At 44.9% G+C, this 22108-nt stretch carries 18 protein-coding genes; 9 read left to right on the top strand and 9 right to left on the bottom strand.

Features of this window, described 5'->3' with window-relative positions; all coding sequences use genetic code 11:
- Nucleotides 1-35: 35 nt before the first annotated feature.
- From mreC to purH, 3 genes are all read right to left on the bottom strand, one after another.
- Nucleotides 36-872 (bottom strand): rod shape-determining protein MreC, encoded by an 837-nt coding sequence (gene mreC, locus ABHV44_RS07585; protein ID WP_459074070.1) that lies wholly within the window; start codon nucleotides 870-872, stop codon nucleotides 36-38.
- Between the two features lie 85 nt (nucleotides 873-957).
- Nucleotides 958-1983 carry a rod shape-determining protein gene (locus tag ABHV44_RS07580; protein WP_459074069.1) on the bottom strand — a complete coding sequence of 342 codons (1026 nt, stop codon included), beginning with the start codon at nucleotides 1981-1983 and terminating at the stop codon, nucleotides 958-960.
- Nucleotides 1984-2143: 160 nt separating this feature from the next.
- The gene (gene purH, locus ABHV44_RS07575; protein WP_459074068.1) at nucleotides 2144-3670 is read right to left on the bottom strand and encodes a bifunctional phosphoribosylaminoimidazolecarboxamide formyltransferase/IMP cyclohydrolase; all 1527 of its coding nucleotides are present in this window, start codon (nucleotides 3668-3670) and stop codon (nucleotides 2144-2146) included.
- A gap of 167 nt (nucleotides 3671-3837) precedes the next feature.
- Between purH and ABHV44_RS07570 the strand changes: the two genes are divergently transcribed.
- Nucleotides 3838-5085 carry an ABC transporter permease gene (locus ABHV44_RS07570; protein WP_459074067.1) on the top strand — a complete coding sequence of 416 codons (1248 nt, stop codon included), beginning with the start codon at nucleotides 3838-3840 and terminating at the stop codon, nucleotides 5083-5085.
- Nucleotides 5086-5158: 73 nt separating this feature from the next.
- Here ABHV44_RS07570 and ABHV44_RS07565 read toward each other — a convergent pair whose 3' ends face one another.
- The 3 genes from ABHV44_RS07565 to ABHV44_RS07555 all read right to left on the bottom strand — a co-directional run bounded on the left by ABHV44_RS07565 (nucleotide 5159) and on the right by ABHV44_RS07555 (nucleotide 10500).
- On the bottom strand, nucleotides 5159-8935 hold the full coding sequence (locus tag ABHV44_RS07565; protein WP_459074066.1) for a PKD domain-containing protein: 3777 nt from the start codon (nucleotides 8933-8935) through the stop codon (nucleotides 5159-5161).
- 170 nt (nucleotides 8936-9105) lie between these two features.
- Nucleotides 9106-9855, bottom strand: coding sequence for a hypothetical protein (locus ABHV44_RS07560; RefSeq protein ID WP_459074065.1), 750 nt, complete (start codon nucleotides 9853-9855; stop codon nucleotides 9106-9108).
- Nucleotides 9856-9927: 72 nt separating this feature from the next.
- Nucleotides 9928-10500: a hypothetical protein gene (locus ABHV44_RS07555; RefSeq protein WP_459074064.1), complete on the bottom strand. Its 573-nt coding sequence runs from the start codon at nucleotides 10498-10500 to the stop codon at nucleotides 9928-9930.
- Nucleotides 10501-10619: 119 nt separating this feature from the next.
- On the opposite strand from ABHV44_RS07555, the gene rfbD reads away from it, so the two are divergent.
- The 3 genes from rfbD to ABHV44_RS07540 are packed head-to-tail and all read left to right on the top strand — an operon-like array spanning nucleotide 10620 to nucleotide 15135.
- Entirely contained in the window at nucleotides 10620-11495 is an 876-nt protein-coding gene (gene rfbD / locus ABHV44_RS07550; protein WP_459074063.1) for a dTDP-4-dehydrorhamnose reductase, read from the top strand.
- Complete coding sequence (locus ABHV44_RS07545; RefSeq protein ID WP_459074062.1) at nucleotides 11492-13228, top strand: phospho-sugar mutase; 1737 nt, start codon at nucleotides 11492-11494, stop codon at nucleotides 13226-13228. Before rfbD ends, ABHV44_RS07545 begins: the two co-directional genes overlap by 4 nt.
- Nucleotides 13229-13236: 8 nt before the next feature.
- Entirely contained in the window at nucleotides 13237-15135 is a 1899-nt protein-coding gene (locus ABHV44_RS07540; RefSeq protein WP_459074061.1) for an ATP-binding protein, read from the top strand.
- Here ABHV44_RS07540 and ABHV44_RS07535 read toward each other — a convergent pair.
- On the bottom strand, nucleotides 15120-15677 hold the full coding sequence (locus ABHV44_RS07535; RefSeq protein ID WP_459074060.1) for a CvpA family protein: 558 nt from the start codon (nucleotides 15675-15677) through the stop codon (nucleotides 15120-15122). The genes ABHV44_RS07540 and ABHV44_RS07535 overlap by 16 nt on opposite strands.
- A 161-nt stretch (nucleotides 15678-15838) precedes the next feature.
- Between ABHV44_RS07535 and ABHV44_RS07530 the strand changes: the two genes are divergently transcribed.
- The 3 genes from ABHV44_RS07530 (at nucleotide 15839) to ABHV44_RS07520 (ending at nucleotide 18650) form a co-directional block, all read left to right on the top strand.
- Nucleotides 15839-16324, top strand: coding sequence for a GNAT family N-acetyltransferase (locus tag ABHV44_RS07530; protein WP_459074059.1), 486 nt, complete (start codon nucleotides 15839-15841; stop codon nucleotides 16322-16324).
- Between the two features lies 1 nt (nucleotide 16325).
- On the top strand, nucleotides 16326-17603 hold the full coding sequence (locus ABHV44_RS07525) for an aspartate kinase (protein WP_459074058.1): 1278 nt from the start codon (nucleotides 16326-16328) through the stop codon (nucleotides 17601-17603).
- Between the two features lie 330 nt (nucleotides 17604-17933).
- Nucleotides 17934-18650 (top strand): ExbD/TolR family protein, encoded by a 717-nt coding sequence (locus ABHV44_RS07520; RefSeq protein ID WP_459074057.1) that lies wholly within the window; start codon nucleotides 17934-17936, stop codon nucleotides 18648-18650.
- 23 nt (nucleotides 18651-18673) lie between these two features.
- Here the strand turns inward: ABHV44_RS07520 and ABHV44_RS07515 are convergent, their stop codons facing one another.
- Entirely contained in the window at nucleotides 18674-18895 is a 222-nt protein-coding gene (locus tag ABHV44_RS07515) for a DUF2795 domain-containing protein (protein ID WP_459074056.1), read from the bottom strand.
- A gap of 131 nt (nucleotides 18896-19026) precedes the next feature.
- Entirely contained in the window at nucleotides 19027-19578 is a 552-nt protein-coding gene (locus ABHV44_RS07510) for a cob(I)yrinic acid a,c-diamide adenosyltransferase (protein WP_459074055.1), read from the bottom strand.
- Between the two features lie 279 nt (nucleotides 19579-19857).
- On the opposite strand from ABHV44_RS07510, the gene ABHV44_RS07505 reads away from it, so the two are divergent.
- Nucleotides 19858-20310, top strand: a complete 453-nt coding sequence (locus ABHV44_RS07505) for a deoxycytidylate deaminase (protein ID WP_459074206.1) — start codon at nucleotides 19858-19860, stop codon at nucleotides 20308-20310.
- Between the two features lie 76 nt (nucleotides 20311-20386).
- Nucleotides 20387-22048, top strand: a complete 1662-nt coding sequence (locus tag ABHV44_RS07500; RefSeq protein ID WP_459074054.1) for a S41 family peptidase — start codon at nucleotides 20387-20389, stop codon at nucleotides 22046-22048.
- Nucleotides 22049-22108: the final 60 nt, after the last annotated feature.

Here is a 22108-nt window from a genome sequence, read left to right as displayed (position 1 = left end):
TAAAAAATACAAATCGGAATATTTGACTTAAAACTCTACCCAGCATCCTGCACCCTTTCTTCGAGATTTTCGCGCTCTTCTTTGAGCAGGTTTATGATCACATTCACGTAACTCAGCGAGCTAAAGTCTGTTGACAGATCTATGGTTAGAGCATAGAAGTTTTCTCCCTCTTTGATTTCTTTTGTCCGCACTGTTCCCACTGTCACGTTTTCCGGGAAGAACGTGGAATAGCCTGTGGTGACTATGGTGTCACCAACTTCAATTTTTGCGTGCTTCGGAATATCGTTTACTTCCGCCACTCCGGGATCGGTTCCCGGCCAGCGAGCCTGACCAAATTCACCGGATTTCTTGAGTTTCACGCTTACCCTAAAATTAGTATTGGTCATGGGCATCACTACAGCGTAGTGATCGGAAACGTCCTTTACCACACCCACCAGTGAGTTGTTGGCCACCACTCCCATTTCTGGTGCGATGTCGTGATTTCTTCCTTTGTCGATGGTGATGTAGTTCTGTCTCTTGCTTACCGAATTGTTCACAACCTTGGCACTGGTGTAGACGAATTGTTGTCTAAAAAGTGAGTCGTTTTCCGAAAGGATGAGGTTTTCATTGAGGTCGTAGTAGGCTCTTCTTTGCCTGCTCTTCAGGAGTGCATTTTCGAGAGCCAGCTCATCGTTGATCTCCGAAAGTCGCATGTAATCTTCCACTGCATTTCGCTTGCTGTAGAGATCACCAACCAGTTCATTTGCAGAGCTTAGGTAGGCTGTTTGGTGAAACCGGTTGTTGTAAAAAAGCAAGGCGAAAGCAACGACCTGCAAAAGCAGAAAAAGCAAAAAGACGTGATAGCGAAAAATAAGTTGAATCAGGTTGCGCATCTTTCAGACTTTTGTTTGTGACCAGGTTTTTTACCGGTCGGGCTGTGTCGGTTTCCTCGAAGGCACCACAGCCATTGTTACGCATTTAGTCTCTCATCAAAAACTGGTAGTGGTCGATGTTCTTAAGGGCAATTCCCGTTCCGCGGGCAACAGCTCTCAATGGATCTTCGGCCACATGCACCGGAAGTTTTGTTTTGAGTGAAATCCGTTTGTCGAGACCTCTCAGCAAAGCTCCTCCACCAGCGAGATAAATTCCTGTGCGGTAGATATCTGCAGAAAGCTCTGGGGGCGTATTCTCCAAACAACTCAAAATGGCTTCTTCAATTTTTGAAATCGACTTATCAAGTGCGTGGGCTATTTCGGTTGAAGAAACCTGAATTTCTTTAGGAATTCCGGTCATTAAATCGCGACCCCGAACTTTGTAGTCTTCTGGCGGCTCATCGAGGTCACTCAGTGCGGCACCCACTTCAATCTTAATTTGCTCAGCGGTGCGCTCACCAATCAAGATGTTGTGTTGTCTGCGCATGTACTCCTCAATGTCCTGCGTGAATTCATCACCAGCCACTCGGATATTTTTGTCGGTTACGATTCCACCGAGAGCGATCACAGCAATTTCGGAAGTACCACCTCCGATGTCGATAATCATATTTCCCATGGGCTCTTCCACATCGATTCCGATACCGATGGCAGCGGCCATTGGCTCGTGGATCAGATAAACCTCCTTTGCGCCAGCATGTTCTGCAGAATCTTTTACAGCGCGCTTTTCCACTTCAGTGATTCCCGAAGGAATACAAATCACCATTCTGAGTGATGGGGCAAACCAGTTGCGGCCTTTGTTGATCATTTTGATCATCCCCTTGATCATGTCCTCGGCACTGTGGAAGTCGGCAATCACACCGTCTTTTAGTGGTCTTACGGTTTTGATGTTCTCGTGGGTCTTTCCGTGCATCTGCTGGGCCATTCGCCCGATCGCTACCGTTTTGCCAGTGGCTCTGTCTTTGGCCACAATTGACGGTTCGTCTACCACTACTTTATCATTGTGAATGATTAGCGTATTGGCCGTCCCGAGGTCAATCGCGATTTCCTGAGTGAAAAAATTAAATAATCCCATTTATTTACTTGTCCCTAGTGTGCTTGTGCCTGTAAGTCCGGCAATTTGCAATTTTTTTACGATCTAATGCTTATTTTGATGCGTTCCAAGTTACATATTTTACTGCTCAGGCAACGCGCACTGGTTTTCAAAATTATCCATTGTGGATTGTTTAAAAACATCAATGCCTAAAGTGCCTGTTTCCAGTGAAGTACATCGACATGCCGTGAGCATCGCAATATTCGATCGATAGTTTGTCTTTAATGGATCCACCCGGTTGGATCACTGCTTTCACTCCAGCTTCATCGGCTAACTCCACACAATCGGGAAATGGGAAAAACGCATCGGACGCCATCACAGCTCCGTTAAGGTCGAAGTCGAATGCCTTTGCTTTCACTACCGCTTGCTTGAGCGCATCTACACGCGAGGTCTGCCCAGTACCACTGGCGCACAGTTGCAAATTTTTAGCGAAAACGATGGTGTTCGATTTGGTGTGTTTCACCAGCTTGTTAGCAAACTCTAAGTCGGTCAGCTCTCTTTCGCTGGCTTCGGCTTTTGTCACTTTCTCAAAATCTTTCACCTGGTCGGTGATCATGTCTTTGTCCTGCTCCAACACACCGTTGAGAATCGTTCTGAACTGTTTTTTCGGCAACGCCACTTCTTTTTGAACGAGCAGAATTCGGTTCTTTTTAGACTTCAAAAGCTCCTCAGCTTCGTCATCGAATTTTGGCGCAATCACCACTTCGCAAAACAAGTCGTTGATTTTTTCTGCCGTGGGCAAGTCAATGGTGGTGTTGGAAATCAAAATCCCTCCGAAAGCAGAAACGGGATCTCCGGCAAGTGCGGCTGAGTAGGCCTCAGAAATGGAGTCCCTCGTGGCTAACCCACATGCGTTGTTGTGTTTGAGAATGGCAAAAGTTGGCTTTTCATCTTTAAACTCAGCCATGAGATTTACTGCTGCGTCTACATCAAGAAGGTTGTTGTACGAAAGCTCTTTTCCGTGAAGCTTGTCGAACATCGCTTCCAGATCGCCATAAAAAACACCGTTCTGGTGCGGGTTTTCACCGTATCGCAACGTTTCGCTCTTGCGAATGCTGTTTTTGAAAACGGCCTTTTTTCCTTTGTTGAAATACTCAAAAATGTGCGTGTCGTAGTGCGAAGAAATGTCGAAAGCATCTCTGGCAAAACTTCTTCTTTCCTCCTCTGTACTTTCAGCTCCGTGGATCGAAAGGAGTTCAATAAGCGAATCGTAGTGATCTACTGAAGGCACTATCAAAACATCCTTGTAATTCTTTGCCGCTGCGCGAATGAGACTGATTCCTCCAATGTCAATTTTCTCAATGATGTCCTGGTGCTCGGCACCTGATGCCACAGTTTTTTCAAACGGATAGAGGTCGACAATCACCAGGTCTACTTCTGGGATTTGATAGCTGTTCAACTCGGAAATGTCTTCACCGTTTTCTCTTCTCGCCAAAATTCCACCGAAAACTTTTGGGTGCAGTGTTTTCACTCTACCACCGAGAATCGAAGGGTACGAAGTGAGATCTTCCACTGCAGTAACAGGAACTCCCTGATCTTCAATAAATTTTTGAGTTCCACCAGTTGAGTAAATTTTTACTCCGAGTTGATTGAGTTTTTTGAGCACAGGCTCGAGGCCTTCTTTGTTGAATACTGAAATCAGAGCAGACTTGATTTTTGTGTGGCTCATGGCGCAGGTTTTTGAGGTTCCAAATTAGAAAGGTGCAAAGGTAATTAAGCCACAGGGAAATGCCACACGACAGCCCGACTTTGATCGACTTGTTAATTTTATAGAATCTCGATCATTTCCCAATTTGAGCAATCGGACATTGAGTTGCTTCTGCTAAATTCGCAACTATGCTCATCCTCCGACTCATCCGCGAGAGTTTTTCGTTTGCTTTTCAGGCGATTGTTGCTCATAAGTTGCGCACGCTGCTTTCGCTTCTGGGAGTAACCATCGGAATTTTCGCCATCATTGCGGTGTTCACCCTTGTGGACACTATGAAACTCTCGCTCGAAGAAAGTTTCGACATGCTGGAAGACGATGTGATCTTCGTACAAAAAATGCCGTGGGCACCTGAGCCAGGAGAAGAATACGAATGGTGGAAGTACATTCAGCGAGAGCAACCCACCATGCAGGACATGAACCTGCTTGACGAACGACTCACGACACACCAGGCCATTTCGTTCCAGTCGGGAATAAGCGCCACCGTGGAACACCGCAACAGCTTTGCGAAAAACACGAGCCTCATGTCGGTTTCTCACAACTACAAAGACGTGATGAAAGTGAAACTTCAAGATGGCCGTTACTTCACCCAGGTAGAATCGGCTGCAGGAAGAAACCTGGGCGTGATCGGGGCTGACATTGCCGAGACACTTTTCCCGGCACAAGATCCGATTGGTAAAGACATTAAGGTCAACGGACTAAAAGTAAATGTGATTGGAGTCTTTGAAAAAGAGGGAAACTCGATGATCGGCCAAACCTTTGATCGGGTTGTGATGGTTCCTGCGGTTTTTGGAGCACGACTGATCAATTACAGGGAAACAGACGTCTCAATAGGAATTAAAGCTAAAGATGGAGTTTCGCTGAGCGAGCTCAAAGACGATGTGATAGCAAACATGCGTTCTCTTCGCAGCTTGCGACCAAATGATGAAAATGATTTTGCTGTTAACGAGAGTACACTCATTTCAAAAACGCTTGATGATGTTTTTGGCTACGTAAATTCCATCGGATTTTTCATTGGCTTTTTTGCGATTTTGGTAGGTGGTTTCAGCATTGCAAACATCATGTTTGTATCGGTAAAAGAGCGTACGAGAATCATCGGGATTCAGAAATCTCTGGGAGCAAAAAATTATTTCATCATGCTGCAGTTTCTTTTTGAAAGTGTGATGCTGTGCCTCTTTGGTGGCCTCATCGGACTTGGGCTAATCGCTCTGATTGTAGGCATCGTCAATCTCATGCCTGTGGAATTCGAGATCGGCTGGTTCTGGTCCAACTTCTTCATCGGTATTTCTATTTCCCTGGCTATAGGGTTGATTAGTGGAGTGCTTCCAGCGAAAACGGCAAGTAATCTAAACCCGGTGGTCGCCATTCGATCAAACTAAAAAATCCCTCCCGCCACATTGGGCAAGAGGGATTTATGTATTTAAAGTTAGGCCGTTTGGTTAAGGCTGTTGATTATTGGTTCGTTTCTACGATTCGCTGAGAGTGTAATAGTTTGCCGCCAGAGCGAACATTCACCCAGAAAACTCCAGCTGGTAAACCGTCCGCAGCAATAGTTGCATTGTTATCGATCCCATTCAATTTCTTTGAAATAACTAATTGGCCAGCACTGTTCAGAACCTCAACTTCTACGCGATTATTAATACTCTGGGCAACATCAATTTCAATCGTACCAGCGAAATAATTCATCATAATTTCTTGTTGGCCACTATCCAAACTTTGGTCGCTCAGAACCTCATCAGAGACAGTGATTGTCTTATTGAACTCATCTGAGCATTGGCCATCGGATACAACCAGAGATACCGAGTAGACACCTGGACCAGCGTAAACGTGAACCGGGTTTTGCGTTAACGAATCGAGGTTTCCATCTCCGAAATCCCAGCGAAGAGTTTCGTAATTTGCTGATTGATTAAAGAAACTCACTGAAGCTCCTTGCGAGTAACTCAAAGTGTCGGCACTATTGCTGAAAGATGCATTTGGCGCATCCTCATCTCTGAGAGCAATTGTTTGAGATGTGAAATTGTCGGAGCAGTTGTGCGTAGCCACCAGACGGTGAACTCCAGAGCTCAGGCTATCGATAACGAAATCTTCGCTGATCTCTGTAAAAGTGTTCAACAGTTCTCCTTCTCCATTTTGTAGCTCAAACTCCCATTCGTATAGCTCCTCAACATCGACCAGAATAGAACTTCCAAATTCTTGATTGCACTCAGCGGCTAACGCCTCAGTCTCCCAAGTTGGCTCCGATGCAGCTTGCACCTGGAATGTAGTACTCGCTACTGGGCACAGCTCGGATTCATTGAGCACGGTTAGCGTGTAGTGGCCAGGAGCGAGATTTTCGATTGTTCCCGGTTCGTTGCTCTCTTCAATCTCTGCAAGCAGCTCACCATGTAAATCGCGCCACTGGTAAGTCCAGGGTCCTTCTCCATAACCCTGGCTCACGGCTGTCCCGTCATTGAGTTCCGGACAGGTTTCGTTCTCAACACCAACCTGGAGTGGAGCTGAAAAATGCAGAGCAAATCGTTCTTCCAAAGGAAACTCTGTCTTCTCAAACGCCAGTTCATCCCCCTGGTTGAAAGTGTAAAAGTTGCCACTCTCCCGATCTTCTAAAGTCAGGCAGAGATTATTGTCGTAGGCATCTACCAAAGAATTACGCAAGGTGAAGCTCGTCTCGGCCCCTTCTTTCACCATGATATCTATGAAGCCACCTTCAGTCGGAGTAGGGAATAAGTTAATCGACATCTGCTCACGCACGCTGTCTGGCGCAATGGTACATACGGAAGGGAGGTTGGCATTTTGCGGAAAAAACTTGAAGGCATCCAGGTCGCCATCGAAGTTTTTAGTCGCGTTTTCATTAAACCCAATCACTGCCCTGTCGGTAGTTGTTTCGCTAATGAGATCGATGTGGATTACAGTTTCTGTATCCATGGGTTGGCTTCGCATAAATACGCCATGACCACTAACTTTTGCCATTTCGTTGATTACTAACTGTGGATCTGCAGAACCGTTGGTTTTGACCCAAAACGCCTGACCGGAAGCAATTTCGGCAGTAGCTGAACCATTTGAAATCCCTGCAACATAAGTAGAATACTGGCCAGAGTATGGATCATAAAGGTAAATTGCATCGAAAATACCATCGCGCACCCAACCGGAGGCGGCATCCCAGCTAATTGCAGATGGGTACGGATTGGCGACAAGATTCCACCCATCATTAAATTCATCAGTTTCCGATTCGGTATAAGTCAAAGGCAAGCTGAGGTCTCCCCGGTGAAAGTTTCCTTCCACTTCCACCATTGTTGGCGCAGGCACCATGTAAACAAAATATCCACGGTCGTTATCGATCGTGTCGGTAACTGAGCCGATGCTTTCAAACCCATAGTTAACATTTGTACCAAAACCGATCATCGTCTCATCGTAATATCTGATGTTACTCCATGGATTGTCGGCTCCGCCATAAGTTGGATAGTCCGCCCCTTCAAAACCGGTGGTTACAAAATCATCGTTCCACTGCTCAAAGGTGGCATCTACTACCGGAGTACAGAGCATTCGCCATCCTGCAGGTCCAGCAGGAATGTATCTCTGAACGCGAATTCGATTAGTGATGATCTCAGCGTTACCCACGAGCGGTCCAATGCTTCCCGTATTTTCTTCATCACTCACCAGAGTAATCAAGTTCTCTTTCATGTCCATCACACCGTTTTCGATGTTCAGTCTCCCTGTGATCGTCACTGGTGTCAGAACTTCGAGAGTATCTACATCAACACTCAGGTTACGGATAACAGGTTGACCATTGGAAATCAACTTGTGCTTTCCATTTCCGTTGAGGCGCAGTGTCCCTTGCTGAGCAGAAATATCTCCATCAATTCGGATGTTGCCATTTACATTCACCGTAAATTCATCAAAATTCATGACTGACCCAGGTCGGATGATGATATTTTTGGCAGCAATGTTTTGAGTGATTTGAGGAGCAAAATTCACCTGATCAAAAATGAGGTTATGGTTAGGTCCAGGCACCTGGTTTTCTTCCCAGTTAAGTGGATTATTCCAATTTGAGTTGACAGTTCCACGCCAGGTGAAGTGAGTCGTCAGACACATCTCAACCGTTATCTCTGATCCGAACTGCGGGTTTCCCTGGAATAAATAAAACTGTTCACCTGATTCATCTTCGATGTAAAAGACCCCATCTTCATTGCAATCCTGATACATTTCACCGGCAAACCCATCTCCGTACCCATCAGAAATCTCCAAGGTGTAGCATCCGTTGCTTGCACAAAGGGCTGTTCTGTGAGAAATACTGTTTTCGGGAAATTCATTTTGGTAATCACCGGGGTGAACTTCTGCGATCACGCCTCCTTCTGGACCGTACAGCGTCCATCCTATTTCATCACCCCAACAATCTGGTTCGAAGACAAATTCCAGTTCGGTTCCAGGCTGACCTTCAGGAATTTCCAGCGCCTGAGAAGACTCGTTGCTACCCCAGCCATTAGAAGCCTCAAGTGTAACTTCAAAGCTCTCACCTTCCGGGAGCGAAGAGCTAAAAGAGCTACCTGTCCCCGAAGCTGGTGACCCTCCCGGGATGCTCCAGCTGAAATCTGCCGGGATATCCGTAGAAACTTCAAAGTTAACTTGCGCATCACCGCATCCCGACTGAACAATTGAATAAGTGAAGTCAGCAGAGGGAGCCTCGTACTCACAAGAACCATCATCGGCCAAAGCGTCTTCGTTGTAGTTGGAAGCCATTGGATCGATACAGCCTGCTTCCAGACAAAATGTGTAGCTCACAGAACTGCCAAATGCCGGATTCTCAAGTTCGGCAAGAATTTCGTCTTCCATTGAGATGGTGAAACCTCCATTATTCCAGCAAAACAAGGACCCACCGGAATTCATCCCATTGCCTCCAGAATCGTAAACGGTGAAAGTGTAGCAGCCCTCAGAGAGGTCGAAAGAGTATTCGTGGGGGCCACTGCCTAAAGGGAAAGCATAACCAGAGTAACTCTCTTCGCCAATAACTTCGCCCTCAGCATTCGTCAGTTGCCAGTCTGTTTGGCCTGGCAAACAATCAGTTCGAAACTCCAGCTCCACCGAAAACTGCTGTGAAGAGGTTTGAGCCTGAATAGAGGTAAGAAGAAAAAATAAAAATGCGAGAGTGAGAAAACGTTCTGAGATTTTGAGGTGCCGAACGTTTCTCAACAACAGGTAAAAGCGAGTTTTTAAAGGTTCGATTGTAGACGGCATTTTATAAAGTCGAGATTAAACTAATTAGTATCCCGGTCTACGTCACCGCATAGAGAAGTGTTCTGCCTTTTTTAATGAAATATGAATGAGTTGCAGCTTTGTGGGTATAAACAAAAATACCCCGAACACGGGGCACTTTTGAAAGGGAATATTTTATTGTCAAATTAGCTCTAAAACTCGAAACTGATACCCGCCTGAAAGGTCATGATATCGGTTGACGATTCGTTAGTATCGTACGTCAACCCACCTTCTGGACCGATCTCCACAGAGTCTGGATCTACGTATTCCGTATTTCCTCCTTTTAGGTTAGAGAATCTCGCTTCTACAGCAAAAGACCTGGTGAGGCGAAATTTCACTCCGGCAGCCCAACCGTAGCTCACTGCAAAATCTCGAAACTCCTTATTGGTTTCGGCCTCTGCCTGAGCTGATGATTCTTCAGATTGAATTTTGGTTTTTGTCGAGTAGGTTTTAAATCCACCCAGAATGTCCCCATAAATCTGGAAGCGGCCGCTAAACGGTTTAAATCTACCTACTGCGTGATAGGTGTAAATGTTGTTGTTTACATCGATTTCTCCTCGTTCGTAAACGTTGTTTCCTTCGGAGTCTTGTCCGGCCAGGATCCGAATGTCATCGGAGTTCGACCCCATGCTTTGCCAGCTTCCATCGAGCCCCAGCTCTAGCGGACTTTGTCCCAGATTAAAAAGCAACTGACCTCCAAATCCTACAGGAACCCCATCGTAGATTTCTTCAAAATCTCCACGCGGTGCGCCAAAGAGCAAACCAATACTTAGCGATGGAGCACGTTCTTTCGGGTCTCTGACAACAATCACCTCATTGTCGTCATTTTGATTGCCAAGCTGGCTAAAAACCGGACCTACACAGATCAGGATAAAAACGAAGATTGAAACTGCCTTTTTCATATCCCTTTGATTTTGAAGTTGACACACGAATTTACAACACTTGTGCCAGTTTGTGAATACCTCTGTATTACTTTAGTTTTCAGCAGACTGCGAAATCTGTGAATACTGATCTAGCAACCGTTCAGCTTGAGTTTCATCTTCCCATCCAAAGAACACCAAATCTCGGTGAGCCGGAAGACCACTTAACCATTCTTCAAGATTCTTTTTGCAGGTGTAGCATTCTTTTTGAAGCTCAAAAAGACTTCGAATATCGAGCAATCGTCTTTCCTTTTCCTTCGGAACCAACAGCATAAAAGGCACCGATTTCTCTCCATCAAGTAGTTTTAAAACCGCTACTGGATAGACCTCCATTACCTCTCCGACCGATGAACCTGAGTTGAGCACGAAACACTTAATGAACTCGCGATCGTTGATGCTGTCGATTGGCGCTACCGCAAACTCTCCCAGGTTCACTGGAACAGGCAGGAAATTTTCAATCGTATCCTCCTCTCCATCGAGATTTTTCCAGATTTTGCTTCCGGCCAATTCTGTAATCTCAACCTGATAAAACCCGTTTTCGGACTTCAAAGATGGTGACGCTGAGTCACTGCAGGAAACAACTGAAAAGACGATCAAAGAAAAGAAAAGGCAGATTCTTAAACCCATAGGTCTATTCGGTTTCTGGCAAAGATAGCGATCAGATTATGCGGTCTAATCAACGAATTAGTCTAATTAGATATTTCGAATAATTAATTTAGCTTCTCAACCAAACAAGAAAGTAAAACATGATGAAGATCCTCGTCACCGGAAGTAATGGTCAATTGGGGTCGGAGCTGAAATTTCTACAGTCGGAATTTCCTCATTTCCAATTCAAATTTTTCGATAGAAAGAGTTGGGATATCACTTCTGGCAGCGAAACTGAAAGACGGGTCGCACAAGAAAAGCCCGATGTGATCGTAAACTGTGCGGCCTACACGGCAGTGGACAAAGCTGAAGAAGAGCCTCAAGTGGCCGCCAAAGTGAATGATGAAGCGGTGAAACATCTTGCAGATGCCGCTCAAAGGCATGACTGTTTCCTCATCCATTTTTCTACCGATTATGTATTTGATGGAAAGTCAAAAAAGGCCTACCAACCGAGCGATGCTACCAATCCGCTATCCGTTTATGGAAAGACAAAACTCCAGGGCGAAAAGCATGTACTCAAAATCGATAAAGGATTGGTGCTTAGGGTGTCGTGGCTGTTCAGTACTTTTGGCAATAATTTTTTAAAAACCATGCTTCGCCTGGGCCAGGAACGAGATGAACTTTCGGTGGTGAACGACCAAATTGCATCACCAACCTACGCGCGCACCCTGGCGAACGATTTGCTCGCTGTGCTTCAACGATGGGAGAAGGGCGAGTTGAAACCCTACGGGCTGTTTCACTACTCGCATGAAGGACTGGCAAGCTGGTTCGACTTTGCTGGAGAAATTTTTAGAACTGAGGATATCCCGGTCGATCTTAAACCGGTGACTTCAGAAGAGTTTAAAACTGCAGCCGAGCGACCACATTTTTCGAAACTCGATAGTTCGGGATGGAAAAATGAAACAGGAATTAATCCCATCAATTGGGAAGAAAGCGTGAAATTTTGCTTAAAGAATTTGAAAAAAGAGAACGAATGAACACCAGTGTAGAAAGCACTATCGAAGAAAAAGCAAAATCCTGGCTTGCTCCGGGTTTTGATGAGAATACAAGAAAATCAGTTCAGCAACTGATAGACTCCAACCCAGAAGAGCTAACCGAGTGTTTTTATACCAACCTGGAGTTTGGAACTGGCGGCATGCGAGGCCTAATGGGTGTGGGAACCAACAGAGTAAACAAGTACACCATCGGCATGGCCACTCAGGGTCTGGCAAATTATCTCAAAGAAAGTTTCGAAGGTGAAATCTCTGTGGCGATTGCTTACGACTGCCGAAATAACAGCGACTTTTTCGCAAAAACCACCGCAGATGTTTTTTCTGCTAATGGCATCAAGGTCTTTCTCTTTGACGAATTGCGCCCCACTCCGGAGCTTTCTTTTGCTATTCGGCACCTTGGCTGCAAGAGCGGTGTTGTGGTCACTGCATCGCACAACCCGAAGGAATACAATGGCTACAAGGTGTACTGGGAAGACGGGGCACAGATCGTTGCACCTCACGACAAAAACATCATCAAAAGAGTGATGCAAATCACTTCTATTGACGAGGTTAAATTCGATGGCAATCCAGATCTCATCGAAAAAATCGGGAGCGAGATAGATGAAGAATACCTCAATAAAGTTTCGGAATTATCGCTGTCGCCAAAAGACATCGCTGACCAAAAAGACCTAAAGATTGTCTACACGGCACTTCACGGAACTGGTGTAAAATTGGTTCCTGCGATCTTGAAGAAAGTCGGATTCGAAAATGTCTCCACCGTAGCAGCTCAAAACCAAACAAGTGGTGACTTCCCAACTGTGGTTTCACCAAACCCCGAAGAAGAGGCCGCCATGAAAATGTCACTCGAACAGGCCGAAAAAGAGGGAGCCGAAATACTTCTGGGTACAGATCCCGATTCGGATCGCGTTGGCGTTGGAGTGCGCACTCCAGAGGGTGACTACACCTTGTTGAATGGCAATGAAACAGCCACACTTCTGGTTTACTACCAACTACTTCGTTGGCGCGAACAGGGAAGAATAAACGGACGTCAATTTGTTGCAAAAACGGTGGTTACTACCGAGTTGATCGACAACATCGCTAGCAGTTTTGGAGCAAAAGTCTACGACACACTCACTGGCTTCAAACACATTGCCGCGAAGATTCGAGAGCTCGAGGGCCGCGAAACTTTTGTAACCGGAGGTGAAGAAAGCTACGGCTATCTCAGTGGCGATTTTGTTCGTGACAAAGATGCCGTGAGCTCAGCCATGATGATTTGTGAAATTGCAGCCTGGGCAAAAAATCAGGGGAAATCTCTCATCGAGATCCTCGAAGAGATTCACAGAAAATTTGGGTTTTATCGCGAGGCGCTCATCTCAGTTGTGAAAAAAGGAAAAGCTGGAAAAGAAGAAATTGCAGAAATGATGCGCACCTTCCGAACCAACCCACCGCAAGAACTCGGTGGATCAAAAGTGATTCGCATCAACGATATTCTCGATGGAACCTCAGTAGATTTGGAGACGGGCCATAAGAACAAAATCGCTCTGCCGCAGTCAAACGTGTTGCAATTTTATACGGAAGACGGCAGCAAAGTGACAGCCCGGCCCTCGGGAACAGAACCGAAAATTAAGTTTTACTTTTCTGTGAACCAGAAACTGAAACCAACGGATAACTACAAGGAAGTAAAGGACAAGCTGAACCAAAAACTCGAAACTCTTAAGAAAGATTTTACCTCTCAATAAATGATGTAATGGGCAAGAAACGCCAAATTCTCGTAGACCTTGACGTACTTTTAGACAACCCTTCTCCGATGCTCATCGCGTCAGAGAGCGGAGAAATCGTGATGGCTAACTCCTTTTTTGAGCAAAGCACGGATTTTAAAGCGGGTTCACTTTCAGGAAAAAACCTGAGTGAGGTATTGGAGGGAGGTGAGAAGAATCCTTTTCTCAAGAATCTAAAATTGAAACTGCTCAGAAAGAAGAGCTGGAAAGACGAAATGACCTTTGAGACTGGTGTCGTAGCCCGTAGCACAATCGTCCCGTCCCATCTTACAGACGAAAAAGAACTTCATTTTGCAGTGAGGCCAGAAAGTTTTCAGCGAGGATCAGAAAACAATATGAGACTGCTACAGGACAAAAAGATTCTGCAGGCGGTAAGCAGCAATCTCAACGAAGGAGTTTATCGCTCCACCGAGAGTGGTCAAATTATTTATGCGAACAACGCCATGCTAAAAATCTTCGGTTACGACTCGATCGAAGAAATCAAAGAAATCCACCTTTCAGAAGTTTACGTAGACCCGAATAAGCGAGCTGAAGTGATGAATAAGCTCACCGAATTTGGAGAGGTCGTAAATGAGGAAGTGCTTTTAAAAAGAAAGAACAAAGAAATCTTTTGGGGCCTGCTGGGCACAACCAGAAGTGTGACCGAAGATGGTACCGTAGTTTACGATGGGGTAATTCGAAACATTACCACCTTCAAAGAACTGGAAAACAGGCTCAGAGAAGAGAAGCGAAAAGCTGAGGAAGCTGCCCGAACCAAAGAGCAATTCTTGTCCATCATGAGTCACGAGCTCCGAACGCCCATGAATGCAGTGATTGGCATCACCGACTTACTTCTTCGCGACAATCCACAGGATCACCAGATTGAAAACCTGAAAACGCTGCAGTTTTCAGCTGACAATTTGCTTCACCTCATCAACGACATTCTCGATTTCTCAAAAATAGAGGCCGGGAAAGTGGACTTTGAAACGATTACTTTCAATTTCCGCGATCTGATAGAAAAAGTCTTTGAATCTTTCAAGCCAAAAGTGAAGTCTAAAAAAATCGCCTACAAACTCGAGCTGGATGAAGACGTGCCCACTTTTCTGAAAGGCGACCCTACCAGGCTTTCGCAGATTTTGAATAATCTGATTAGCAATGCGCTCAAGTTTACCTACGAAGGTGAAATTAAAGTAACTGTGCGGTCAGTCGGATCGAATCCCAACTTGCACAACTTGGCCTTCGAGGTAAGCGATACGGGAATCGGTATCAATCAAAAACAGATCAACCACATTTTCCACATGTTCACGCAAGCAAACTCCTCAACGAGCAGAGAGTTTGGCGGGACGGGTCTCGGGCTTACCATCACAAAAATGTTGGTAGAATTGCTTGGAGGCAAGATCGATGTTGTGAGTGAACCCAACCGAGGATCGAAATTCAGCTTTCAGCTTCATTTCGACAAAGCAAATAAAGACAAGGCAAAAAAGAAACCGGAAGAAGGCGAGCCGGATCTTTCTCATTTGTCAATTCTGGTGGTAGAAGACAACAAGGTCAACCAACTCGTTTTGGAGAAGTACCTTAAAATCTGGAAGGCCAAAGTTCACCTGGCCTCTGGCGGTAACGAAAGCATTCAGATTTTCCGGGAAAATAAAATTGACATCGTGCTCATGGATCTCCAAATGCCTGGAGTGGACGGATATTCTGCATCGGAAGAGATTTTGAAATACTGCCGCGAGAAAGGCATTCAGGAGGTGCCAATCCTGGCCGTCACCGCATCTTCCATGTCTGAAGTAAAAAAGAAGGTGGTTGAAGCCGGAATGCTCGACTCTATCACAAAACCCTTCTCTCCAAAAGAACTACACAAAAAAATATTGCGCTACACAAGCACTTGAGAGAACCAGCCTTCACCCTCTTCGGGAACAATCTCTTCCTCTCTCAACTCTTTGTAGAAATCGCTGTCTTTAATGGCTGGAATAATTGTAAGGGCAAATCCACGCAGTGGTTCGTACAAGAGAGATTTCTCTTTTTCCTCCTTCGGTAAAAGGCCCACCTCTTTATCGATGGTGTCCGCAAAAACAAGAATGACGCTGAGAATTAGCCCCACCTTCAAAATCCCAAACGCCAGCCCTAGAAGTTTGTTAACGAGTTTCATGGCCACCATGTTGACCACTTTTTCTACGGCTTTTCCCAAAAAGTAAACTGCCACAACTATCCCCAGAAAAGTGACTGCAAATGAAATCACTGGCATAAAGTCCGTCTTAACTTTTAGGTCATTTTCGATCCAATCGGCAACGTAATCTGAGAAATGAATCCCTCCGTAAATCCCGACAATCAGTGCAAGCAGGGAGAAAACCTCGATGACGAGTCCTTTCTTAAACCCTTTGAAAGCCGCCCAGGCCAAAGGAATTATTAAAACCAAATCGATCCAGCTCATGCCGACAAAGTTATTTTATAGAAAAGCCAATTGGCGCAATTCCAAATGGAGTTTTGCACGTGGATTTGAACAAATCCGATCAACTGATTAACGATGAAGAATAAATTGAAACTTCCGTCTTCGCTTTTATTAGCTTTGTTTGCTCATCAAAAACCAGTTAAATGTCGCGACCAATCATCCGAAAGGGCACCGTGGAAGATCTCCCTGGAGTTTATGATCTAATCCTCGAACTGGCTGAGTATGAAAAAGCAGCCGACCAGGTTGAAACCTCTGTCGAGGAAATGGAAAGGGATGCTTTTGGAGAAAATCCGGTATTCGATTTTTTCGTGGCTGAAGTAGATGAGGAAATTGCAGGTGTGGCCCTGTATTATATTAAGTATTCGACATGGAAAGGTCGTGGTCTCTATCTCGAGGATTTTGTAGTACGTCAGCAACATCGGGGAAAAGGAATTGGGGCATTGCTTTTTGAACAGCTACTAAAGCTGGCAAAAGAAAAAGGCTACCGCAGAATGGAGTGGCTCGTGCTCAACTGGAATGAACCGGCACTAAATTTTTACAGAAAATATGGCGCTGACCTCGACCCGGAATGGATCAACGGCCAATTCAACTATGAGCAACTGCAGGCATTTAATTTAGAAAACAATTGAAATGAAGGTATTTAAGTTTGGCGGAGCTTCTGTGCGAAATGCTGAAGCTGTAAAAAATGTGGCGCGCATATTAAAATCGCAAAAAGGCGAGAAGATCGTTGTTGTGATTTCCGCCATGGGTAAAATGACCAACAAGCTGGAGCAAATTCACAACGACTGGCGAAATGGCGAAGATGTGGACGAACAGGTTAAGGAGTTCCGACAGTTCCATCTCGAAATTATCAAAAACCTACACGGTGACAGTTCCACGGAAGTAGCAAGTCTCAACGCCTACTTGACAGATCTCGGTGCCATTTTGGACAAGGGCCCTTCACCGGAATTTGACTTTGACTACGACCAAATCGTCTCTTATGGAGAACTAATTTCTACCAAAATTGTCCACTCGTGGCTCGTTCGGGAAGATTTGCCGGCAGAGTGGGTAGACGTTCGGCATGTCATCAAAACCGACAATAAGCACCGCGAAGCAAAAGTAGACTGGAACAAAAGTGAAGCGTCTGCCAGCATTCTTAAAGACCATCTTGAGAAAGAAGGAACAGATATCCTGGTCACTCAGGGATTCATCGGCTCAAGCAAACTCGGCAACACCACTACTCTCGGCCGCGAAGGGTCCGACTTTTCTGCCGGTATTCTGGCCTACCTCACCAACGCCACTTCAGTAACAATTTGGAAAGACGTTCCGGCTATGCTAAATGCAGATCCAAAATGGTTTAACAACACCATCGCTCTGGAGAAGATCTCTTACCGCGAAGCCATTGAATTGAGCTACTACGGAGCTAGCGTCATTCACCCGAAAACCATTAAACCTCTTCAAAACAAACGCATTCCGTTGTACGTGAAATCGTTCAACGATCCTGAAGCGAAGGGCACGATTATCCAGGAGCACATGGATTTTGATCATCGAGTGCCTTCTTACATCTTCAAGCCAGATCAACTGCTCATTTCGATTTCTCCCAAAGACTTCTCTTTCATAGTCGAAGAGAACTTGCGGGATCTATTCGATGCATTCTCAACTTTGGGCATTCACATCAATCTGATGCAAAATTCAGCCATCAATTTTTCCATTTGTATCGACCGAGATAAAGTGCTGTTAGAAAAGTTAAAATCGCTTTTATCCAATACCTACGAAGTGAGATACAACGAAGATCTCGAGCTTCTGACCATCCGTCACTACAACAAAAACACTGTGAGTCAGCTTACTGCGAACAAGGAAATACTAATGGAACAGAAGACAAGGCAGACGATGAGGCTGGTGTTGCGTGACCTCAGCCAGGAAGAGTGATTTCAAAATTTCTGTTAAAAACTGTGATTTTTAAAGAAATGTTGGAAAAGATTTGGTTTTGCAAATAAAACATGCTTATCTTTGAATCATCTGCAAGGCGATCTAGTCTTGCAAATAAGGCAAATTTTCATAGTTTACAATGTACTAATTGTAATGGTAGTTTTAGTTTAATGTTAAGTGGAATAGGGACTGAACGCAGTCCCTATTTTTTTGTCCTTTTCTCAAGCTAAAACCACCTCTCAATCAATCTTTTTGCCCGTTCATAGATTTCCCTTGAAGCCTTTCACATCATTGACGTTGAGTTACTATTAACCCCAAATACTCAATGCTATGAAAAACAGAAGGACTCCATCGCTCAATGTTGGCAGCATGGCCGACATCGCATTTTTACTTCTCATCTTTTTCCTTGTATCAACCACCATCGAAAGTGATGAAGGAATCACCCAGCACCTTCCGAAGTGGGATGCAGACAGAAACTCTCCAACACCTCGACAACTCGTTCTCGACATCAAGATCAATGGCTCTAACGAACTTCTGGTGAATGACGAACGAACTGATATCGCTGGCATAATCGCTTCCACTAATTCTTTCTACACCAATTCCGGAGTTTTTGAGAATAAGCCGGTGAATTCTGATTTCCCCATCAGAAAGTGGGTGGACAAAAACCGCTGTCTCCAGATGCTAAGAAATCGTGATTCAGAGCCGTTGAGTTCAAGCAAGGTTGAATATTGGAATGATTTGTCTCTCGCGTGCGAGGAGCTGGGCGCATTCAAGGCATTCCCAGACAGGGCTGTGATCCACATTTCTTACTCAGCCGATACAGAGTACTCACGTTTCATTGAGGTGAGAAATGCTGTGGAAATGGCGATGAATAAATTGCGAGATCAACTTGCCATGAAGCAGGCAGGGAAAAAGTTCAATGATCTGAATAACCGCAACGAAAAGGAGCGAAAACTCAAGAAAGCAATCATGGTAGTGTATCCACAATCGATCAGTGACGAGTTGCTTACAAACAAAAAAGTCCCGCAAAACGGGACTTTCGTTTGAAATATTTCCATCTGACAATGTCGTCAGTACTCATCTTCATTAAAAAAGAAATCTTCTTTGGTCGGATAGTCCGGCCAAATGTCTTCAATTGTTTCAAAGAGCTCTCCCTCGTCCTCAATCTGTTGGAGGTTTTCAACTACTTCCAAAGGAGCACCAGTACGCATAGCGTAATCGATGAGCTCATCCTTGGCTGCAGGCCAGGGAGCATCTTCAAGATATGAGGCCAATTCTAACGTCCAATACATAGTTTATCTCTTTTTAATAGGTCTCAAAAAACTTACGCAAAAATAAATTTTTTGTTATGCGAGTCAACATTTATTAAAAAGTGTGGCTCTCGCTGCCACATCTCTGCACATCTATTTGTTTATCAAACACTTCAATCTTTTTCTGGAAGCCAGGGCATCTCATCGGCATCCAATTCTTTGGCTAACCAACGGGACAAAACGAACAGATAATCGCTAAATCGATTCAGGAACTGAAAAGTCAGTGTTTGAACCTGGTGTGTTTCATTCATTCTCAGCACTGTGCGTTCTGCTCTTCTGCAAACACTTCTAGCCATGTGAGCGCTGCTCACTGCCTGATGGCCACCGGGCAAAATAAAATGACGCATCTCAGGTAGATCCTCCTCAAGTCGATCAATCTCTCTTTCGATCGCAACGATGTCATCTTCCTTTAATTGTGGTAGTTTCATTTTAGAACCACCTTCAACTTCCGCCAACAAACTACCCATAGTAAAAAGCCTGTCCTGACTCCAGACTAAGAAATCCTTGGTCTTTTGATCAGGTGCCCAGTCGCGAACAAGCCCCACAAATGAATTGAGTTCATCGACTGTTCCATATGCTTCAATCTGAACGTGATGTTTTGGAACGCGCTTACCTCCTATCAAAGATGTTTCTCCAGTGTCGCCTTTCTTAGTGTATATTTTCATTTTTGGTTTTGTAAAAGTTAAACCTGATTACAGCACAGGCAAAAATTTGTTTGCCCAAATCTCGAATAATGACAAAAATGGGCTTTTTCACGGTCTAAATCTTTCACGTTCAACTTTGCCCTTTAGAGAATAAAGCAAAAAAAGTGAATCCGGCAAAAAAACTTTTTGAGATTTACTCAGCTCGGATTCCCGGCACTACAAAAACTGTTAAGCTCAACTTCCAATTGCTCAATAACTTTAAATTTGCGAAAACCATAAACCAAACGGCCTGTGAGCACGATGATGGAGGAAGGGTTTGTAAAGTACAGCGACCCAAAAAAACAAGAACGCTACGACCGCGCCTATTTGAAAATGGCCGAGGAATGGGCAAAACTTTCGCACTGCAAGCGCAGACAGGTTGGCGCTCTTTTGGTGAAGGAAGGAATGATCATCAGTGATGGCTACAACGGCTCTCCAACTGGGTTCCCAAACAACTGCGAAGGAGATGACGGCAGCACGTTGTGGTACGTTCTTCACGCAGAAGCCAATGCAATAATGAAAGTAGCCAAGTCGCACAACAGCGCGCGGAACTCCACTCTCTACATCACAATGTCGCCCTGTCGCGACTGCAGTAAGCTCATTCTTCAGGCCGGAATAAAAAGGTTGGTTTACATCCGGGGTTATAAAGATGACGCAGGATTAAAATTTTTGGATCGCGCAGGATTGGAAATTGTCCAAATCGAAAAACCCTGATTCACAACAAAAAGCTTGCGATAGTGGTTAAATAAGGGCGAAATTTTAGAACTCTTTAGATTAAGTCAGAAAGCGAATGTCACAAAGAATTGACGATTATATTGGATCGGGAAACAACCGAAAAAGGTTTAACCCACTTCAACCTCTCATTTATGCCATTCTTCTCATGGTCGGCCTCTACATTGGCACCAACCTGGATGACGGCAATATTTTTTACGTTGAAAAACAGGACGAATCGAACCCAAACAAGTTGGTGAATATCATCAACTACATTGATAAAAACTATGTGGACACCGTTCACAAACAACGACTCATTGAAGGAGCCATCGAATCGATCCTGACCGACCTCGACCCTCACTCCTACTACATCAGCTCGGAAGAGCTACAGAGAATTCAGGAACCACTAGAGGGAAACTTCGAAGGAATCGGAGTTGAGTTCACCATCCAGGACGACACGCTGATGGTTGTTTCTCCTATTGAAAACGGACCTTCGGAGAGAGCGGGCATTCGCGCTGGCGATAAAATTGTGCGTGTTGAAGGCGACACCATTGCCGGCACCGGCCTCACCAATGAGAGAGTGATGAAACTCTTAAAAGGTAAGAGCGGGACAGAAGTCGAACTGGGGATTAAGCGCAGAAACAAATCGGAATTGATGACCTTCAACATCGTCCGTGAAGAAATCCCTATCAAAAGCATTTTGGCCAGCATCAAGGTAAATGACAACACTGGTTACGTGAAAGTAGCTCGCTTTGCCAAGCCCACCTACCATGAGTTCAAGTCTGCTGTGAGTGACATGAAGAAAAACGGTGTGAAGAACCTCATCATTGATCTTCGCGGGAATGGCGGAGGTTACCTGAACACTGCCATACCGATGGTCGAAGAATTCCTCAACAAGGATGACCTCATCGTCTACACAGAAGGAAAAAACTCACCGTACACGCCCTATCACGCGAGTGGCAAAGGTCAGTTTAAAGACATGAAACTCGTTGTGCTCATTGATCAGGGCTCAGCTTCTGCCAGCGAAATTATGGCCGGGGCTCTTCAGGATCACGACAGGGCGATAACTGTAGGAAGAAGAAGTTTTGGAAAAGGCCTCGTGCAGGAAGAAATTGGTCTGCCCGATCAATCGGCACTGCGACTCACTGTTGCGCGCTATTATACACCAGTAGGACGAAGCATTCAACGACCTTATGGAGATGGAATTGACTACGAGCACGATTTTGAGCAGCGCTACGAAAGTGGTGAACTTGTATCTGCCGATAGCATCAATTTCCCCGACAGCCTGAAATACACCACCCCAGCGGGTAGAACTGTCTATGGTGGTGGTGGAATTATGCCAGATATTTTTGTACCCATAGACACTGTAGGAACTTCTCGATTCCTAACAGAGCTCAACTACAGTAATCTTTTCAGGGAATTCTCATTTCGCTACGTTGATGCAAATCGCAATGAACTCAAAACTTTTGAGAGTGCTTCGGACTTTGAAGCCAACTTCAACTCAAAAGGAAAGGTCTATGACGAGTTCATGGATTTTGCGAGTGCTGAAGGTTTCACACCTAAAAACGATGACGAAGAGATTTCAAAAAGTCGAATTCAGCTTCTCACAAAAGCGCATATCGCACGAAATCTTTTCAACGATGAAGCTTTCTACCAAATTCTTTTGAAAGACGACAACGTCTTTGAGAAAGCCATAGAAATCACCAGAGACTACAGCAGCTTCGCCATCACAGCGGATTGACAACTTATTGCTTATCAGTCTTCGAGCTGTTTTTCAAAACATTATCAAGATGGAGCTGTT

Origin of the sequence: Halocola ammonii (assembly GCF_049334165.1) — a bacterium.
GTDB lineage: Bacteria > Bacteroidota > Bacteroidia > Flavobacteriales_D > Sanyastnellaceae > JBEGHD01.
The sequence above is the reverse complement of the archived record's forward strand: the minus strand, read 5'-3'. Positions and strand labels throughout refer to the sequence as shown.

What these genes read in the sequence shown, in the direction of transcription:
- mreC (WP_459074070.1), bottom strand. Translation starts at nt 872, where the DNA reads ATGCGCAACCTGATTCAACTTATTTTTCGCTATCACGTCTTTTTGCTT.
- ABHV44_RS07580 (WP_459074069.1), bottom strand. Translation starts at nt 1,983, where the DNA reads ATGGGATTATTTAATTTTTTCACTCAGGAAATCGCGATTGACCTCGGG.
- purH (WP_459074068.1), bottom strand. Translation starts at nt 3,670, where the DNA reads ATGAGCCACACAAAAATCAAGTCTGCTCTGATTTCAGTATTCAACAAA.
- ABHV44_RS07570 (WP_459074067.1), top strand. Translation starts at nt 3,838, where the DNA reads ATGCTCATCCTCCGACTCATCCGCGAGAGTTTTTCGTTTGCTTTTCAG.
- ABHV44_RS07565 (WP_459074066.1), bottom strand. Translation starts at nt 8,935, where the DNA reads ATGCCGTCTACAATCGAACCTTTAAAAACTCGCTTTTACCTGTTGTTG.
- ABHV44_RS07560 (WP_459074065.1), bottom strand. Translation starts at nt 9,855, where the DNA reads ATGAAAAAGGCAGTTTCAATCTTCGTTTTTATCCTGATCTGTGTAGGT.
- ABHV44_RS07555 (WP_459074064.1), bottom strand. Translation starts at nt 10,500, where the DNA reads ATGGGTTTAAGAATCTGCCTTTTCTTTTCTTTGATCGTCTTTTCAGTT.
- rfbD (WP_459074063.1), top strand. Translation starts at nt 10,620, where the DNA reads ATGATGAAGATCCTCGTCACCGGAAGTAATGGTCAATTGGGGTCGGAG.
- ABHV44_RS07545 (WP_459074062.1), top strand. Translation starts at nt 11,492, where the DNA reads ATGAACACCAGTGTAGAAAGCACTATCGAAGAAAAAGCAAAATCCTGG.
- ABHV44_RS07540 (WP_459074061.1), top strand. Translation starts at nt 13,237, where the DNA reads ATGGGCAAGAAACGCCAAATTCTCGTAGACCTTGACGTACTTTTAGAC.
- ABHV44_RS07535 (WP_459074060.1), bottom strand. Translation starts at nt 15,677, where the DNA reads ATGAGCTGGATCGATTTGGTTTTAATAATTCCTTTGGCCTGGGCGGCT.
- ABHV44_RS07530 (WP_459074059.1), top strand. Translation starts at nt 15,839, where the DNA reads ATGTCGCGACCAATCATCCGAAAGGGCACCGTGGAAGATCTCCCTGGA.
- ABHV44_RS07525 (WP_459074058.1), top strand. Translation starts at nt 16,326, where the DNA reads ATGAAGGTATTTAAGTTTGGCGGAGCTTCTGTGCGAAATGCTGAAGCT.
- ABHV44_RS07520 (WP_459074057.1), top strand. Translation starts at nt 17,934, where the DNA reads ATGAAAAACAGAAGGACTCCATCGCTCAATGTTGGCAGCATGGCCGAC.
- ABHV44_RS07515 (WP_459074056.1), bottom strand. Translation starts at nt 18,895, where the DNA reads ATGTATTGGACGTTAGAATTGGCCTCATATCTTGAAGATGCTCCCTGG.
- ABHV44_RS07510 (WP_459074055.1), bottom strand. Translation starts at nt 19,578, where the DNA reads ATGAAAATATACACTAAGAAAGGCGACACTGGAGAAACATCTTTGATA.
- ABHV44_RS07505 (WP_459074206.1), top strand. Translation starts at nt 19,858, where the DNA reads ATGATGGAGGAAGGGTTTGTAAAGTACAGCGACCCAAAAAAACAAGAA.
- ABHV44_RS07500 (WP_459074054.1), top strand. Translation starts at nt 20,387, where the DNA reads ATGTCACAAAGAATTGACGATTATATTGGATCGGGAAACAACCGAAAA.